This is a genomic window from Bradyrhizobium guangxiense (assembly GCF_004114915.1).
Lineage (GTDB): Bacteria > Pseudomonadota > Alphaproteobacteria > Rhizobiales > Xanthobacteraceae > Bradyrhizobium > Bradyrhizobium guangxiense.
In genome coordinates this window covers 2525949-2542245 of the sequence record NZ_CP022219.1, presented here as the reverse complement: position 1 = coordinate 2542245, position 16297 = coordinate 2525949, and the positions used below count along the sequence as shown (strand labels likewise).

At 64.7% G+C, this 16297-nt stretch carries 15 protein-coding genes; 6 read left to right on the top strand and 9 right to left on the bottom strand.

The features are described 5' to 3' along the window. Positions 1-90 precede the first annotated feature (90 nt). On the top strand, positions 91-1566 hold the full coding sequence (locus tag X268_RS11860; RefSeq protein ID WP_128925122.1) for an FAD-binding oxidoreductase: 1476 nt from the start codon (positions 91-93) through the stop codon (positions 1564-1566). A gap of 92 nt (positions 1567-1658) precedes the next feature. On the opposite strand, the gene X268_RS11855 is transcribed toward X268_RS11860, so the two are convergent. The 3 genes from X268_RS11855 to X268_RS11845 all read right to left on the bottom strand — a co-directional run bounded on the left by X268_RS11855 (position 1659) and on the right by X268_RS11845 (position 5929). Continuing rightward, entirely contained in the window at positions 1659-3356 is a 1698-nt protein-coding gene (locus X268_RS11855; protein WP_128925121.1) for a GMC family oxidoreductase, read from the bottom strand. A gap of 109 nt (positions 3357-3465) precedes the next feature. Further along, complete coding sequence (locus X268_RS11850; protein ID WP_128925120.1) at positions 3466-5025, bottom strand: acyl-CoA carboxylase subunit beta; 1560 nt, start codon at positions 5023-5025, stop codon at positions 3466-3468. Continuing rightward, positions 4955-5929, bottom strand: coding sequence for an IclR family transcriptional regulator (locus X268_RS11845; RefSeq protein WP_128925119.1), 975 nt, complete (start codon positions 5927-5929; stop codon positions 4955-4957). The genes X268_RS11850 and X268_RS11845 overlap by 71 nt, the downstream gene beginning before the upstream one ends. Before the next feature lie 94 nt (positions 5930-6023). Here X268_RS11845 and X268_RS11840 point away from each other — a divergent pair, with 94 nt between their 5' ends. From X268_RS11840 to glsA, 4 genes are all read left to right on the top strand, one after another. Further along, a complete protein-coding gene (locus X268_RS11840) occupies positions 6024-6245 on the top strand; it encodes a biotin/lipoyl-containing protein (protein ID WP_063684430.1) in 222 nt (73 codons plus the stop codon). Positions 6246-6412: 167 nt separating this feature from the next. Then, on the top strand, positions 6413-7579 hold the full coding sequence (locus X268_RS11835; RefSeq protein WP_128925118.1) for a TAXI family TRAP transporter solute-binding subunit: 1167 nt from the start codon (positions 6413-6415) through the stop codon (positions 7577-7579). A gap of 37 nt (positions 7580-7616) precedes the next feature. After that, positions 7617-9692, top strand: a complete 2076-nt coding sequence (locus X268_RS11830) for a TRAP transporter permease (RefSeq protein WP_128925117.1) — start codon at positions 7617-7619, stop codon at positions 9690-9692. A 21-nt stretch (positions 9693-9713) separates the two neighbouring features. Next, the gene (gene glsA, locus X268_RS11825; RefSeq protein ID WP_128925116.1) at positions 9714-11561 is read left to right on the top strand and encodes a glutaminase A; all 1848 of its coding nucleotides are present in this window, start codon (positions 9714-9716) and stop codon (positions 11559-11561) included. Positions 11562-11631: 70 nt separating this feature from the next. Here the strand turns inward: glsA and X268_RS11820 are convergent, their stop codons facing one another. Beyond that, positions 11632-11934 carry a nucleoside triphosphate pyrophosphohydrolase family protein gene (locus X268_RS11820; RefSeq protein ID WP_164937677.1) on the bottom strand — a complete coding sequence of 101 codons (303 nt, stop codon included), beginning with the start codon at positions 11932-11934 and terminating at the stop codon, positions 11632-11634. A 25-nt stretch (positions 11935-11959) separates the two neighbouring features. After that, positions 11960-12487: a carboxymuconolactone decarboxylase family protein gene (locus tag X268_RS11815; RefSeq protein WP_128925114.1), complete on the bottom strand. Its 528-nt coding sequence runs from the start codon at positions 12485-12487 to the stop codon at positions 11960-11962. 30 nt (positions 12488-12517) lie between these two features. On the opposite strand from X268_RS11815, the gene X268_RS11810 reads away from it, so the two are divergent. Further along, entirely contained in the window at positions 12518-12715 is a 198-nt protein-coding gene (locus tag X268_RS11810) for a hypothetical protein (RefSeq protein WP_128925113.1), read from the top strand. A gap of 365 nt (positions 12716-13080) precedes the next feature. Here the strand turns inward: X268_RS11810 and X268_RS11805 are convergent, their stop codons facing one another. The 4 genes from X268_RS11805 to X268_RS11790 all read right to left on the bottom strand — a co-directional run bounded on the left by X268_RS11805 (position 13081) and on the right by X268_RS11790 (position 16256). Next, positions 13081-13440, bottom strand: a complete 360-nt coding sequence (locus X268_RS11805; protein WP_128925112.1) for a Zn-ribbon domain-containing OB-fold protein — start codon at positions 13438-13440, stop codon at positions 13081-13083. Beyond that, positions 13437-14573 (bottom strand): thiolase family protein, encoded by a 1137-nt coding sequence (locus X268_RS11800; protein ID WP_128925111.1) that lies wholly within the window; start codon positions 14571-14573, stop codon positions 13437-13439. The genes X268_RS11805 and X268_RS11800 overlap by 4 nt, the downstream gene beginning before the upstream one ends. 149 nt (positions 14574-14722) lie before the next feature. After that, positions 14723-15922, bottom strand: coding sequence for a CaiB/BaiF CoA transferase family protein (locus X268_RS11795; RefSeq protein WP_128925110.1), 1200 nt, complete (start codon positions 15920-15922; stop codon positions 14723-14725). Positions 15923-16049: 127 nt separating this feature from the next. Further along, the gene (locus X268_RS11790) at positions 16050-16256 is read right to left on the bottom strand and encodes a hypothetical protein (protein WP_035674530.1); all 207 of its coding nucleotides are present in this window, start codon (positions 16254-16256) and stop codon (positions 16050-16052) included. Between the last annotated feature and the right edge of the window lie 41 nt (positions 16257-16297).

Sequence of the window (16297 nt, the reverse complement as noted above, 5' to 3'; positions counted from 1 at the left end):
GGAAGAGTTAGACTCCGCGGCGCAAACATGGACAATGAGCCGACGCACGCAACGTGCGCAGTGCACACCAAGATGCGCCAGGGGAAACAAATGCCGGCAGCCGGTCCGTCGTCCGAACCCATCATTCCAACCGGTCCGCTCACCGCCCAGATGCGCGATTCACTGCGCGCGATCGTCGGTGAGAAGGGCCTCATCGAGGACGAGCACGGCAAGCAGCCGTTCGTGACGGATTGGCGCGGATTGCTGGTCGGGCGTGCCGGCGCCGTCGTTCGTCCTGGCAGCACCGGGGAAGTCGCGAAGGTGGTCAAGCTCTGCCATGAGCATGGCGTCGCGATCGTACCGCAGGGTGGAAACACCGGCCTGATGGGCGGAGCGACGCCCTGGCCTGCGCATACCGGCATCGTGTTGTCGCTCGGCCGCATGAACCGCGTGCTGGAGGTCGATGCCACAGGCTACACCATGACGGTCGAGGCCGGCTGCGTGCTGCAGACGCTGCAGGAGACCGCGGCCAGGCATGACAGGTTCCTGCCTCTCAGCCTTGGCGCCCAGGGCTCGTGCATGATCGGCGGCAATCTGTCGACCAATGCCGGCGGCGTGCAGGTGCTCCGCTACGGCAATGCCCGCAATCTCGTCCTGGGACTCGAGGTCGTGCTGCCGAACGGCGACGTCTGGGACGGCTTGCGTGCGCTCAAGAAGGACAACACCGGCTACGATCTCAAGCACCTCTTCATGGGCGCCGAAGGAACGCTCGGCATCATCACCAGGGCCGTGCTCAAGTTATGGCCGGCTCCCAAGGACGTCTGCACGGCGTGGCTGGCGATCCGGGATCCGCGTGCGGCGCTGGAGATCCTGTCGGAAGCCCATAGCGCATCCGAGGACAATGTCGGCTCCTGCGAGCTGATGAGCCGCGCCGCCATCGACATGGTGCTTCGCCACGTTCCCGACACGCAGGATCCGCTCAAGGCGGACACGCCCTGGTACCTGCTGCTCGAATGGTCGTCCGCGCGGGCGCGCCAGGACGGCGCCGAGGGCATCGCGGCGAAGATGGAGCAGTTTCTCAGCGATCAACTCGAGGCCGGGCGCGTGCTCGACGCGGTCATCGCCCAGACCGGAAACCAATCGCACAACATGTGGCGCATCCGGGAAAGCGTCGCCGAGGCATCGCGGGCCGAGGGGCCGGGGCTCAGCTACGACGTCTCGGTGGCGATCTCCAGGATTCCGGAGTTCATCGACCAGGGGCTCAAGGCCGTGCTCGACATTCTCCCGACCATCCGGCCCTATCCCCTCGGACACATCGGCGACGGCAACCTGCATTTCTCGTTCATGGGGCCGCCCGGCATGGATCAGCAGACGCTGACGCAATACAAGGGCGCCATCACGCGGGCCGTGAATGACCTCGTCACCTCCATGGACGGTTCGATCTCGGCGGAACACGGTATCGGCATCGACAAGCTCGACGAGCTCAGCCACTACCGCTCGAAGACCGAGCTCGACATCATGCGAACCATCAAGCGCGCGCTCGATCCGCAAAACATCATGAATCCCGGCAAGGTGCTGCGGCTGTGACTTCGCAGGAAATTCGCCTGCCGCCGTCCTTCGAGACGCCCGCTTGATGCGGGCTCCTCAGGATGAGGAAGCAGTGCGCGGCGTGACAAGCGCTACTGCATGATCGCAGCCGCGATCTTCTCCGCCGACATCAACACCGGAAAATTGGTGTTGGCGCAGGGCACCACGGGGAAGATCGAGGCGTCGACGACGCGCAGGCCCTGGATGCCCTTGACGCGACCCTGATTGTCGACCACCGCCATCGGATCGTCGGCACGGCCCATGCGGCATGAGCACGAGGCGTGCCAGACGCCGATCGTCGCCTTGCGGACGAAGGCTTCCAGCGCCTCGTCGTCGTTCATCACCTGATCGAAGGTGAAACCTTCGACCACGAAATTGTCGATCATGTAATGGCGCAGCGCCGCCGGTCCGTCCATCAGCGTCGCGGCGATCTTGGTCAAAATCCTGTTTCTGGTGTTGACCACGCCGATCTTGCGGACCTTGTCGGTGTAGGCGGCGGGGAACGGCTTGTCGGTCACCGTCCTGACGACATCGCTCATCTGAATGGCCGCCATCTTGCGGAAGCCGCTCATCAGGCGATCGAGGTCGCGCCGGTCGGACAGAAGATTGAACTCCACGATCGGCTCCGCGGAGGGATCGCGCGAGGCAAGCCTGACCTGTCCGGTCTCCGAATAGGTCTTGTTGACGAAGGTCAGCAGCGAGCCGATCTGCTCGCCGACCGCATGCCAGGCCGACTTCGAGAGCAGGACCACGAACATGTCGCCCTTCGGCACATCGGGCAGCCCCGATGAGTAGCGCAGGCCCAACTGCATGTGGCGCCTGGTGTGCTCGTTCATGCGCGCGCCGCGGCGGACAAAGGACGACAGCGAGATCGAGGGATGATCCATCAGGCGCTGCCCGACGCCCGGCAATCCCATCAACACGGGAATGCCCATATCCTTGAGGTGGCCGACCGGCCCGATGCCGGCACGCAAGAGATGTGCCGGCGAATGGATCGCACCGCTGGAGAGGATGATCTCGCGCCCGCGGAATTCCTGCTCGCGTCCGTCGACGACAGCCTTGACGCCGACGCATTGCGTGCCTTCGAACAGCAGCTCGCGCACCTGCGTGTTGGTGGAGATGGTGAGATTGGCGCGCTTGCGGGTGTCGCGGTCGAGATAGCCCATGGCGGCCGAGACGCGCTGCTCGGCTTGGTTGGAGTGGGTCACCGGGAAGAAGCCGTCGACGAACTCGCCGTTCTGGTCCGGCAGGAACTGATGGCCGGCCTGCTGGAAGGCCTGGGCGAACGCCTGCGAGTGCTTGGTCCAGTGCTCGCGGGGGATACGGCGAACCGGGATCTTACCGTCCTTGCCGTGATAGGGACCGTCGAAATCGAGATCGCGCTCGACCTTCTTGAAGAAGGGCAGCACGTCGTTCCAGGTCCACCCCTCCGCGCCGCGCGCGTCCCATTCGTCGTAGTCGGTCGGCGCGCCGCGATTGGCCATCTGGCCGTTGATCGACGAACCGCCGCCGAGCACGCGCGCCTGCTCGTATTTGCGCAAGGGCGGACGCGATTCGTTCGGATTGTTGTGGCTGACGACCTGTGTCGTGACCTTGAGCTCGGTCCAGTGGAAGCGCGGATCGAAATAGGCCGTGCCGGGATAGCTGTCTCGAATTTCAGCCGGCTCGTTGCCGGGCGGTGTGTCCTGTCCGGCCTCGCACAGCAGGATCTTGTTGGCACTCTTTGCCGAGAGCCGGTGGGCCAGCACGGACCCCGCCGAGCCGCCGCCCACGATAATGAAGTCGTACACGATTGGCGCTTCCTCTTGTTCTTGTCCGGCGAAAGTAGCGCGTTCTTGTTTGGAGGTCACGCCGCGGCTGCCCGGCAAGATGCCGCGCAGCCGCAGTGACGGCCGAGCCTCAGGGCCTGATCGTCATGTTCTCCGGCGGCCCCACCTTGCGCAATGGCTCGGCGAGACGGGCGAACTCGCACAGCAGCGAGCGCGTCTTGCGGGGATCGATGATCTCCTCGACCCAGAATTTTTCGGCCGAGCGGAACGGCGAGCGCAGCTTGTTCAGGCGCTCCTGGATCTCCTCCAGCTTGGCCGCCTTGTCCTCGGCCGCGTCGATGTCGGCGCGGTAGGCGGCCTCGATGCCGCCTTCGAGCGGCAGCGAGCCCCAATAGGCCGACGGCCAGGCGTAGCGGATCGAGAAGCGGTCGGCCGGCTGGTGCACGACGCCGGCAACGCCGAAGGCGTTGCGCAGGATCACGGTGCACCACGGCACCGTGGTCTGGTTGACTGCGGCCATGACGCGCACGCCGTGGCGGATGGTCGCCGCCTTCTCGGCATCGAGACCGATCATGAAGCCGGGGCAGTCCATCAGGTAGACGATCGGCAGGTGGAACGTCTCGGCAAAATCGACCCAGCGCACCACCTTCTGGCAGGCGTCCGCCGTCCAGGAGCCGCCATAGTGGAAGCTGTCGCTGGCGAGCACCATCACCGCCCTGCCCTCGAGCCGGGCCAGGCCGACGATAATGGGCTTGCCGTAATTCTTGGCAACCTCGAAGAACGAGCCCCTGTCGACCACGGACTCGATGATGGGGCGCACCTTGTAGACCTGCTTGCGGTTGCGCGGCACCGCGTTCATCAGCGCCTCGTCGCCGCGCTCCGGATTGTCGGTGCAGGGCAAGGTCGGCGGCAGCTCGTACACTGACGACGGCAGATAGGACAGGAAACGCCGCGCGCAGGCGAACGCCTCTTCCTCGGTGTCGACGGCATGATCGATCGCGCCGGCGCGGGTCTGGATGTCGGCGCCGCCGAGCTCCTCCTTCGAAAGGTCCTGTCCCAGCGCCTTCACCACCGGCGGTCCCGCGACAAACATCGCCGACTTCCTGGTCATGATGGAATAGTGGCTGGCGGCAAGGCGCGCGGCACCGAGGCCCGCCACCGAGCCGAGGCCGAGCGCGACCACCGGCACACGCGACAGGTTCTCCGTCGTGAAGCGATACCAGCGCGTGCCGCCGATGCCGCCCGGCAGGTTGGCCGCACCCTTGGTCTCGATGGTCTTGACCGAGCCGCCGCCGCCAGAGCCTTCGATGATGCGGACGATGGGCAGACGAAAGTCGTGCGCCATCTCCTCGGCCATCAGCGGCTTTGCCGAGATCGACGCATCCGCCGAGCCGCCGCGCACCGTGAAATCGTCACCGACCACGACCACCGTGCGGCCATCGACGCGCGCGCGGCCGAACACACAGTTCGCCGGCGTCAGCTTCTTCAGATCGCCGCTGGAATCGTACTCGCCGATGCCGGAGACGGCACCGATCTCGTGAAAGCTGCCTTTGTCGATCAGCTTGTCGATACGCTCCCGAACAGTCAGTCGGCCCTGGTCATGCTGTCGCTTGACCTTTTCAACGCCGCCCATCTCCCGCGCGAAGGCTTCGCGCCGGGCGAGCTCGTCGAGTTCCGGCTTCCAGTTCATTCACTCCCTCCGAATTGATCGGCTTGTTATTGTTATGGACGGCGATCGCGACCGGTTTACGCGAGATGCGGTTGTTGAAGACGTCGCCTTCCGCGCCCTCGACCAGGCTGCCGAGCGAGCGGCCGAGCTCCAGCATCAGCGGCGCGACTTCGGCATGCAGCCGCTCCTCGTCGTACATCGCGGACAGGAGGCCGATCGTGATGACCACGAAGGTCTGATATTGCGGCGACCAGATCGGCACCGCGAGACCGTTGATGTGCGGGCTCCACAGGCCGCAGGCCACGACATAGCCGCGCTCGCGCAACATCTGCCTGTTGGCTTCGATGCGGGGCTTCAGGATCTTCGCGGCTTCAGGAGCTTCCCGCTCCATGTCCGCGATGAAGGCATCGCCGATCTCAGGCGCCAGCGCCGCGGTGTAGGCCGCGCCCGCGGCGGTCGAGGCCATCGAGATGCGGCTGCCGGTGCCCTCGTGCAGGCCGAGTGCGGTCGCCGAGCGCGCGAACAAGAGATAGACGAGATGGAAGCGATCCGGAACGACGAAGCCGACCGTTCCGGGCAATTGCTCGGCGACGTCCTGCAGCCGCTGGCGGATCATGCTGCGCAGCTGCGCGCCCTTCATCATCGTGGCGCTCATCGCCACCGCGCTCGGGCCGATGCGATACTTTTGATCGCGCGGCAGGTACACCAGTTGACCCATTCGCGTCAGCGTGTGCGTGAGCCGCGACACCGTCGAGCGCGGCAGACCGCAGCGATTTGAAATCTCGAGATTGCCGAGCCTTGCCTCGTGACCCTCGAAGCATCGCAACACGTCGAACGCGCGCGAGACCACCTGGATGACATCTCCCTCACCGGCATCGCCAGCGAGCATGCCTTGCCTACTCAACCGCTCCGATCGTCGTCCCATGTTCCCTACCGTATGTTCCGCTGTGCGGAATTAAATTCCACTTGCAGACGACGCTACCTCAGGCATTTTGCGACGACAACAAAAAGGCGATGGCATGCCAGAAATTAAGATCGTCACGGAGGTCGCGGGGCGCATCTGCGCAACTCCCGTGCAAGTTGGAGGAACCGTCGCGGATGGCGATGACGTTGTGGTGGTCGAAGCGATGAAGATGGAGATACCGGTCCCCTCGCCAGCGAACGGCACGATCACCTCGCTTCTCGTTAAGCTCGACGACGTCGTTGCCGAGGGACAGGCGATCGCAATCGTCGCGAACTGACCGCATCATCCGTTCGTTTCCGCGACAATCTGTCAGTCGCATTCCCGCATGCGCGGTACGGCGTTGCCATCGCTCGATCGCGATGACATGATCGGTCTCAAACAAAACGTTGTTTCAAACAAAGAACGAAAATCTTCGCGGCAAAGCGAGGATCATTGGAGGGAAACATGCTTCGTGGGCTGCTCATGCTCGCGCCTGCCTTGGTGGCAGGTATTTCTTTTGCGTCTACACGCTACTCGTTCGCCGAAGACATCAAGCTGCCGGCGACTTTGACGTTCACCGCCTACGACACCGGCACCGCTGGCTTCAACATCGCGGTCGGCGTCGGCAAGATGATGAAGGACAAATACAGCACCGACGTGCGCGTGCTCCCCGCCGGCAACGACGTTGCGCGTCTCGCGCCGCTGCGCGCCAAGCGCGCGGCTTCCGCCGCAATGGGATCCGGCACCTATTTCGCGCAGGAAGGCGTGTTCGAGTTCGGCTCCAAGGAATGGGGCCCGCAGCCGCTCCAGATCCTGCTCTCGACCGTCGACTGCAATTGCGGTTCGCTTGGCGTCGCCGCCGACACCGGCGTGAAGGAGCTGAAAGACCTGAAGGGCAAGCGCGTCGGCTTCGTGGTCGGCTCGCCGGCGCTGAACCAGAACTCGCTCGCAGTGCTCGCCTTTGCCGGGCTGACGCAGAAGGACGTCAAGGCGGTGGAGTTCGCGAGCTACGGCGCGATGTGGAAAGGCCTGATCAACAACGACGTCGATGCCGCCTTCGGCACCACCATCACCGGCCCCGCCAAGGAGGCCGAGACCTCGCCGCGCGGCCTGATCTGGCCGCCGCTGCCCGCCAAGGACAAGGAGGGCTGGGCGCGGATGCAGAAGGTCGGCTCGTTTTTCTTCCCGCAGGTCGCCACCTGCGGCGCCGGCATCTCGCCGGAGAAGCCGGTCGAGCTCGGCAACTACCCCTACCCGATCTTCGTCGCCTACGCCTCGCAGCCGGCCGATCAGGTCTACGCGATCACCAAGGCGATGATCGTCAATTACGACGCGTATAAGGACTCCGCGCCCGGCGCCGGAGGTCTTGCTGCCGACCGCCAAACCAAGAACTGGGTGGTGCCCGTGCATCCCGGCGCCGTGAAGGCGCTGAAGGAAGCCGGACAATGGAGCGATGCGCAGGAGGCGCACAACACCAAACTGTTCAAGCGGCAAGAGGTGCTCGCCACGGCGTGGGCCGATTACGGCAAGTCCAATCCGCCGTCTGACGACAAGGCCTTCCTCGACGGCTGGATGAAGGCGCGCGCTGCGGCGCTCGCTAAGGCCGGCATGCCCAACGGGTTCGAGGAATAGTCCACCAGCTGTTACCAGCCCACGCGCGGGATCGATGATGTCTGCTGCTTCCACCTCCGCCGCCCCGCAAGACGAGCCCAAGCGGGTCGTGTTCGACGACCCGCACGGTCCCGCCGGCAACATGCAGGAAGCGGAGGTCACGCGCGTGCGTGCGCTCCGCGGCGCCTGGCGCTGGATGCTGGTGGCCGCGACCGCGGCGACCATCCTGCTGTGCATCAACCAGCAATTCTCACTGCGCTTCTTCGTCGGCTACACCCAGCTCAACACGGAGTACTTCTATCTCCTGATCGCCTTGATGCTGCCGTTCACGTTCCTGATCTTTCCGGGCACGGAGCGCGCGCCGCTCGACCGCATCCCCTGGTATGACCTCGTCTTCTTCGTCGTGACCTTCGCGGCGGCGCTCATGCTGATGTCCAATGTGCGCAGGGCGGCGGAAGCCGGTTGGGAATTCGGCGGCGCGCCGAACAGCGTGATCGCCGCAGGCCTCGTGATGTGGGTGATGCTCATGGAAGCGCTGCGCCGCACCGGCGGCTGGAGCCTGCTCTTCAGCGTGCTGCCCTTCACCGTCTATCCGCTGTTCGCGGAGGCCGGCTGGTTAGGTCCGTTCCGCGGCACGCAATCGACGCTGGAGCAGGCGACTGCCTATCACGTGCTCTCCGGCGAGAGCCTGCTCGGCATTCCCATCCAGGCCTTCGCCGACACCGTGATCGGCTTTCTCGTGTTCGGCACCGCGCTGATGATGACCGGCGCCGGAAAGTTCTTCATCAATCTCGCCTTCGCGCTGTGCGGCACCTTCCGCGGCGGTGCTGCCAAGGTCTGCATCTTCGCCAGCGGCCTGCTTGGCATGATGTCGGGCTCGATCATCTCCAACGTGCTGACCGCCGGCACCATGACCATCCCCGTGATGAAGAAGAGCGGCTTCCGCGCCTCCTATGCCGGCGCGATCGAGGCCTGCGCTTCGACGGGGGCGGTGCTGGCGCCGCCGGTGATGGGCGCGACCGCCTTCGTGATCGCGCAATTCCTCAATGTCAGCTATGCCGACGTCGCCGTCGCCGCGATCATTCCGGCCGTGCTCTACTACGTCGGCCTCTTCATGCAGGTCGATGCCTATGCCGCGCGCCACGGGCTGAAGGGCATTCCGCGCGCCGAGCTGCCGCGCATCATGGATACGATCAAGGACGGCTGGTACTACGTCTTCGTCATCGCGCTTCTGATCGTGATGCTGCTCTACTTCAAGCGGGAGAGCCACGCGCCGTTCTATGCCACCGCGCTGCTGCTGGTGCTTAACCAATTGTTCTCCAAGGACACGCGCTGGACGCTTGCGACCATCGGCAGGTTCCTCGAGGTCAATGGCCGGACCTTCGTCGAGCTCGTCGGCATCCTCGCCGGTTGCGGCCTCTTGATCGGCGCATTCTCGATGACCGGCGTGGTCTCGAGCCTTGCCAACGACTTGCTGCACATTGCCGGCGACAATGCCTTCCTGCTGCTCGGCATGTGCGCCCTCACCAGCCTGATCCTCGGCCTCGGGCTGACGACGACGGCCTGCTACATCTTCCTCGCCATCCTGGTCGCGCCCGCGCTGGAAAAGCTCGGGCTCAATCGCATGGCGGTGCACATGTTCATCTTCTACTGGGGCATGCTGTCGTCGATCCCCCCGCCGGTCGCGATCGCCTCCTTCGCCGCCGCAGGCATCGCCGGCTCGCCGGCGATGAAGACCGGTTGGGAATCGATGTGGGTCGGCAGCATCATCTATTTTCTGCCGTTCTTCTTCGTGCTCAATCCGGCGCTGGTGCTGCAAGGACCAAGCCCGTATCTGGCCGGTCTCGGCCTGATGGGCCTCGCTGCGTTCGGCACGCTGTTCATCTGCGGCGGCATTCAGGGCTATCAACCCTTCGTCGGCGATCTCCGCGGCACAGGGAGCCTGGAATGGCCGATCCGCGTGCTGCTGGTGATCGGCGGCTTCGTGGTCGCGACACCCGGCGGCGGGATCATGCCGCTGTCACAGATGCAGGTCACGCTGCTCGGGCTCGCCATCCTGCTGCCCACGCTTTTGATCGCACTCTTGCTGGTGAGGCGGCAGTCGCTCATGCCGAACGGGTTGCGCGTACCCTGATTGCGTTGCACAAATGAGGCGATGAAACCGCTCTCGCCTCTCGCCTCCGCCTGGACCCGCTCGAAGCCGCCCTTGCTGCGGTTTCTGGACAATTGCCTCAATGAATTCTCTGCCGAAACCTCGGGCAGCGTTGCCGACTACATTCCGGAGCTGAGCAAGGCCGACCCAGCCTATTTCGGCATCAGCCTCGCAACCCTGGACGGCCATGTCTATGAAGTCGGCGACTCCAGGGTGCCCTTCACCATCCAGTCGATGTCGAAGCCGTTCGTGTTCGCGCTGGCGCTGGATCTGCTCGGCGCCGGCAGGGTCGAGAGCGCGATCGGCGTCGAGCCCTCGGGTGATCCCTTCAACTCGATCCGGCTGAATTCCGAGAACCACCCGTTCAATCCGATGGTCAATGCCGGCGCGATCGCCTGCACCGGGCTGATCTACGACAACAAGGGCTCCGATGCCTTCGAGCAGATCCGCCACGCACTCGGCCGTTTTGCCGGCCGCGAGCTCGATGTGGACGAGGCCGTCTACGCCTCGGAAAGCCAGACCGGCGACCGCAATCGCGCCATCGGCTATCTCCTGAAGACCAACGCGGTGATCTCGGACAACGTCGCCGGCGTGCTCGACGTCTATTTCAGGCAATGCGCCGTGCTGGTGACGGCGCGCGACATCGCGGTGATGGCGGCAACGCTCGCCAATCGCGGCATCAACCCGGTCACGGGCGAGCAGGTGCTGAGCGCGTACGCGATCTCGCGCACCCTCTCGGTGATGACCTCGTCGGGCATGTACGACTATGCCGGCGAATGGATCTACCGCATCGGCATCCCCGCCAAGAGCGGCGTCGGCGGTGGCATCCTGGCGGCGCTCCCTGCCCGCCTCGGGCTCGGCAGCTATTCGCCCAAGCTCGACAAGCACGGCAACAGCGTGCGCGGCATCAAGGTCTGCGAGGCGCTGTCCTCGCATTACGATCTGCACATGCTCAACCGCAGCGACGATGCCCGCAACGCCGTCATTGCCGACTACGACATCGGCAAGAGCCCGTCACGCCGCTTGCGACGGCCGCAGGAGCGGGAGATTTTGGCGGCGCATGAGCAGGAGGTGAGAATCATCGAGCTGGTCGGCACGCTGTCGCTCTCCGCCGTCGACTACGTCTCGCGCCGGCTCGCGGGCCGGCCCCGTCCGCAATTCGTGATCTTCGACCTCCACCGCGTGACCTCGACCACGCGCGCCGGGGCGCGGCTCGCGGCCGAAGCCTTCGAGGAGCTCGCCGCGCTGAATGTCACGGTGGTGCTGTCTGGCGTCAGGCGCGCATCCAGGGAGTGGGATTCCCTTCGGGAATGGACGGCCGAGCTGAAGAACGTCCGCGACTTCTATTTGCTCGACACCGCGATCGAATGGGCCGAAGACCAGATCGTCTACCGCTATGGCGGCTCGATCGACTTCCACGAGACCACCGAACTCGCCGAGCAGCCGCTGCTCGAGGGCCTCAATGAGGGCGAGCTGACGGATCTCGCCTCGATCTGCACCATCCGCACCTATCAATCCGGCGCCAAGATCCTCGCCACGGGCGATCCCGCCGATTCCCTGTTCTTCCTGCGCAGCGGCGCGGTGCACGTCACGCTTCGCGACGGCATCCGCCTGGCAACGCTGACCGCCGGCATGGCGTTCGGCGAGATGGCCCTGCTGGAGCCGACGCGCTCGGCCGATGTCTTCGCCGACATGGCCGCGACGGCGTTCGAGGTCGCGCTGAGAGATTTCGAACGATTCCGCCGACAGCATCCGCACGCCAGCGAGCGCATCATGCGCAACCTCGCAAAGCTGCTGGCAGACCGCCTGATCGTGGCCAATGCCAAGGTCGATATTCTGACGTCGACCTGAGCCGCGCGGCCCGCTTCACCTCTCCCGTAGGGAGAGGTGAACAAAACAGCGCTCGCGGCGCATACCCCGCTCAGCGGCTCGCCGCTTCGCTGATGCGTCGCTTGATCTTAGCGGCACTGGCATCGAGCAGCGCGGATGGCTGCTGGCCGGTGGCGGCGCACAGGCAGGCCCAGTAGTAGACGACATCGCCGAGCTCTTCGACGAGACCCGCCTTGTCGAGCCAATCGTCGCGCAAGAGCTTCTTGATGTGCTCGGCGACTTCGCCCGCCTCACCGGCAAGGCCGAGACCGAGATAGGACAGCCGCTCGTTGGTCGGATGCTCATCGACTTTGGCAATGGTTGCGGCCCAGGCCGCATATTCATCGATCGTCATCGGCATCCCTCGCGCTTGGGTCGGTTCAGCCCACCACTTCGGTGACGGGCTGAAGATCGATCTCGAAGGTCTCCAGGAATTTCGAGGTCATGATGTAGAAGCCGACCGAGAGCTGCAACTCGACCAACGCGGCCGGCGTCAGCTTCGACGCGATCGCCTTGAAGGTCGCTTCCGTCGGCTTCTTCAGCTTGACGATCTCGTCGGTGAAGGCGAGTGCGGCGCGCTGCACGTCATTGAAGCAAGTCGCAGCCTGCCAGTTCTCGAGCGACTCGTTCTGTTCGTCGGTGACGCCGACATTCTTGCCGATCCGCTTGTGCGCGACGATCTCGTACGGCGCCTCGCACAAGATGCCGGTGCGGGTGATCGCGAGCTCGCGCACGATCGGATCGAGCTCGCCCTTGTGGCGGATCGCGCCCCCCAAGCGGCAGTACTGCTCGAAATAGCTCGGCGAGTGCGCCATCATGCGGAAGATGTTGGCGTTGCGGTTCTTGTCGAGAATTTCGCGGGTGCGGTCGGATGCCTTGGACGGGTCGCTGTACTGAATGCGGGCCATGATTTTCCTGAAGTTTTCCCTGAGCTTTTGATGCTTTTTGTCGCCACCGGCGAAAGTTCCCAAAGACTCTATTCGCGGCTGGACGCAGGAGCAACATTATCGAGTCAAATTGCCGCCGCATTGCTGATCGACCCTGAGACAGTCGATATTCGCCGCGTGGGGACAAATCGCGGTGAGTACTCGCAATGGGGTGTTCCGAGTAAAACAATTGGCCGTCGGGTGCGCTAGCCGCACAACGATGAGTCACGCCCAGGTCTAGGGAGAAAAAGGCATGAAGGAAGCCACCAAGGGGGCAGCCTCGGGAGCGCTCGCGCATATGCTGGCGGTGACGGCGATGCTCGTCATCGCCAGCATCTTGTTCTACGGGCGTTAGTTCGAGTTCGAGTTTCAGCGTTTTCGTCATTCCGGGGTGGCCCTCGCACAGGCCAGGCCCAGAATCCCGTTCCAGGCTCGGTCCTACGACCGCCCCCGAATGACGGATACCCCTCCTCGGTTGCCGTAGCCCGGATGAAGCAAAGCGCAATCCGGGATAGAGCCGCACCAGGAGAATCCCGAATTTCGTTTCGCTTCATCCGGGCGACGTTCGCGTCCCGCTACTTGGCCTTGGCAAAGAACGGCACGATCTTGCCGGCGAACGGCTTGAAACTCGCGATCACCGAATCGCCGATGGCGAGATCGTTCTCGCCGTGCGCCATCATGCGAAAGCCCTCAGCGCAATCGACCAGCAGGATGTTGTAGGGTACGTGCACACGCGTCTCGGGGGTGGCGGCGCGGCAGACCAGTGAGGTCGCGTAGACCCTGCCCTTGCCGCTGGCACGCAGCTCGCGCGGATTCGATTCGCCGCAAGCCGCGCAGAAGGCGCGGTGAAAATACTGCACATGGCCGCATGAGCCGCAGGTCTGGTAAGTGATGGCCTCTTCGCCCTTGGTCCAGTCTGCCAGACGCCCGCTCATCGCACTTGCTCCAGGAACATGCTGACGTGGGACGACAGCACGCCGCCGTCGCCATGCAGCAGAGCGATCGAGGCATCGCGCACCTGGCGGTTAGCCGCTCGCCCCGTCATCTGCAAATGCGCCTCGACCAGATGCGCCATGGCGCCGCCGACGCCGCAATGGCCGTAGCTGAGCAGGCCGCCATGGGTGTTCAGTGGCATCGCGCCGTCGCGGCCGAAATGGCCGGCGCGAACCCGCGCAGCGGCTTCGCCGCGGCCGGCAAGGCCGAGGTCTTCCAGCAGCATCGCGAGCGTGATCGTGAAGCTGTCGTAGATCGCGGCATAGCGCACGTCGGAGATCGCAAGGCCCGTCGTCTGCTTGGCACGCGCAATCGAAATCTCGGCGCCGAGTTCGCTCAGTGCCGGCGCTGCCGTGACATGCTGATGGGTGTGCGCCTGGGCGCAGCCGCGGATACGCACGCCCGTCTCCCCCGTCCGCTCGCGGCTGATCACGAAGGCCGCGCCGCCGTCGGACACCGGGCAGCAGTCGAGCAGCTTGAGCGGCATCGCCACCGGCTTCGAGGCCATGACGTCGGCGACCGTGATGGGATCGTGAAATTGCGCACCGGGATGGGTGCAGGCGTGCGCGCGCATCAGCACCGCGAACTCCGCGAGGTCCTGCTCGGTCACGCCGTATTCGTGCATGTAGCGCGTGGCGACGAGGCCGTAATAGGCGGGAATGGTCGGTCCCAGCGGCACCTCGTAATCGGGATGGCCGACCTGCGCCAGCGCCTGGATCGAGGCATCGCGGCTCTGCCCGGTGAGGCGGTTCTCGCCGGCAACGACGAGCACGTTGCGCGCAACGCCCGACGTGACAAGATGATGCGCCAGCATCGTCATCGCAAGCCCCGTGGCGCCGCCGACCTGCACGGCGTGCGCATAAGACGGGCGGATGCCGAAATGCTCGGCGAAGACGGTCGCCAGCATGATGTGAGGCGAGACGGTGGAATAACCGCAGAGAATGCCGTCGATCTCGCTCCGCGTCAGGCCGGCATCGTCGAGCGCGGCTTGCGCGGCCTTACTCATCAGGTCGAGCGAGGATGAGCCTTCATGCTTGCCGAACGATGTGAGGCCGACGCCGGTGATGAAGCTCATGGTGCCATTTCTCCACCGTCATTCCGGGGCAGCCCGACGGGCTGAACCCGGAATCCATCGAGCGGCATGTGCGGAGGATAAATGGATTCCGGGTTCGCGCCCAAGTGGGCGCGCCCCGGAATGACGGATGAGATAGACATCGCCATTCCCTACGCCAGCGCTGCGCGCGTGACGCCGTCACGGACCATGGCGTCAATTTCGTCGGCCGAGTAGCCGATCTCGCGAAGAATCTCCGCGCCGTGCTGGTTGAGCCGCGGCGCCAGGCGCACCGGCTCGGCTTCGGTCTCCGACCAGGTCGCCGTCACTTTCATGCTGCGGATTGGACCTTCGGTCGGATGAGTCACGACCGGGAAGAACCCGGTCGCTTCCAGATGCTCGTCGTGCAGGATCGAGGCAAGGTCGTGCATCGGCATCACGGGCACGTCCGCCTTGGTCAGCAAGTCAATCCATTCGGCGGTGGTGCGCGTCTCGAAGATGCGCGCGAGCTCGGCATAGACGACGTCGATATTGGCAGCGCGGCCGGCGAAGGTTGCGAATTTGGGATCGGCGCGCAGGTCGTCGCGGCCTGTCGCCTTGAAGAAATTCTCCCACTGCTTGTCGTTGTAGACGATGACGCTGAGATAGCCGTCCGAGGTCTTGTAAGGACGGCGATCGCGCGAGAGGTGGCGGGCATAGCCGCCCTTGTCGAGCGGCGGCTCATAGGTCAGCCCGCCCATGTGATCACCCATGACGAAACCGGCCATGGTCTCGAACATCGGGATATCGACGCGCTGGCCGCGACCGGTGCGGTCGCGGTGCACGAGGCTGGCGCAGATCGCGCCGACGGCGGTGAGACCGACGATGCGGTCGACCAGCGCATTCGGCACGTAGCGCGGCACGCCATCGCCGGTCTGCGCCATCAAGGCCGGCAAGGCCGTGGCGCCCTGGATCAAGTCGTCATAGGCGGGCTTTGCCGCATAGGGCCCGTCCTGGCCGAAGCCGAACACGCCGGCGTAGATAAGGCGCGGGTTGATCGCGGAGACGACGTCGTAGCCGAGCTGGAGCCGCGCCATGGCCTGCGGACGGACGTTGTAGACGAGGACGTCGGCATCCTTCAGAAGCCGCAGCACGGCCTCGCGTCCGGCCGGCTTCTTCAGATCGAGACAGATCGAGCGCTTGCTGCGGTTGGTGTTGAGGAACACCGGACCCATGCCGGCGTGACGCATCGGGCCGATCAGGCGGGTGACGTCGCCGTCGAGCGATTCCACCTTGATGACGTCGGCGCCGTAGTCCCCGAGCATCTGGGTCGCATAGGGGCCCATCAGCACGGTGGTCATGTCGACGACCTTGATGCCCTTCAGCGGCCCCATCGTTCGCTCCCGATTGCGCGAGGGCTCAAGGCGCGACCCCGCGATTTCGGTCAGCTAAAGGCAGTGACGCCGTGCGCGCAAGGGCGGCCGGCGTATGGCCGCATGCGCCGCGCGGTTAAATCGGGCGCTATTTCTTCTGGCGGGATTCGCGGATCTTGAGGAGCCGGTCGAGCTCTTCGTTCTGCTGGCTGATCCGGTCGGCGATACGCGACTCGTTCTGCTCGCCCGAGGCAGCCGCGGCCTGCTCGATGAGCTGGCGGATGTTGTCCTCGAGGATCGCGATCCGATCGTTGAGTGCGTCCATCGACAGCGAGTCTTCGTAGTCAGTGCTCATGATGCATTCCCTGCAAACCAATCAGGAGCATTAAGGCGGGC

Excerpts from the sequence above, each read along its gene's own strand:
- X268_RS11835 (WP_128925118.1), top strand. The coding sequence starts at position 6,413 with ATGCTTCGTGGGCTGCTCATGCTCGCGCCTGCCTTGGTGGCAGGTATT.
- X268_RS11805 (WP_128925112.1), bottom strand. The coding sequence starts at position 13,440 with ATGAGCGGGCGTCTGGCAGACTGGACCAAGGGCGAAGAGGCCATCACT.
- X268_RS11845 (WP_128925119.1), bottom strand. The coding sequence starts at position 5,929 with ATGGGACGACGATCGGAGCGGTTGAGTAGGCAAGGCATGCTCGCTGGC.
- X268_RS11800 (WP_128925111.1), bottom strand. The coding sequence starts at position 14,573 with ATGAGCTTCATCACCGGCGTCGGCCTCACATCGTTCGGCAAGCATGAA.
- X268_RS11840 (WP_063684430.1), top strand. The coding sequence starts at position 6,024 with ATGCCAGAAATTAAGATCGTCACGGAGGTCGCGGGGCGCATCTGCGCA.
- X268_RS11815 (WP_128925114.1), bottom strand. The coding sequence starts at position 12,487 with ATGGCCCGCATTCAGTACAGCGACCCGTCCAAGGCATCCGACCGCACC.
- X268_RS11850 (WP_128925120.1), bottom strand. The coding sequence starts at position 5,025 with ATGAACTGGAAGCCGGAACTCGACGAGCTCGCCCGGCGCGAAGCCTTC.
- glsA (WP_128925116.1), top strand. The coding sequence starts at position 9,714 with ATGAAACCGCTCTCGCCTCTCGCCTCCGCCTGGACCCGCTCGAAGCCG.
- X268_RS11795 (WP_128925110.1), bottom strand. The coding sequence starts at position 15,922 with ATGGGGCCGCTGAAGGGCATCAAGGTCGTCGACATGACCACCGTGCTG.
- X268_RS11860 (WP_128925122.1), top strand. The coding sequence starts at position 91 with ATGCCGGCAGCCGGTCCGTCGTCCGAACCCATCATTCCAACCGGTCCG.
- X268_RS11820 (WP_164937677.1), bottom strand. The coding sequence starts at position 11,934 with ATGACGATCGATGAATATGCGGCCTGGGCCGCAACCATTGCCAAAGTC.
- X268_RS11830 (WP_128925117.1), top strand. The coding sequence starts at position 7,617 with ATGTCTGCTGCTTCCACCTCCGCCGCCCCGCAAGACGAGCCCAAGCGG.
- X268_RS11810 (WP_128925113.1), top strand. The coding sequence starts at position 12,518 with ATGCTTTTTGTCGCCACCGGCGAAAGTTCCCAAAGACTCTATTCGCGG.
- X268_RS11790 (WP_035674530.1), bottom strand. The coding sequence starts at position 16,256 with ATGAGCACTGACTACGAAGACTCGCTGTCGATGGACGCACTCAACGAT.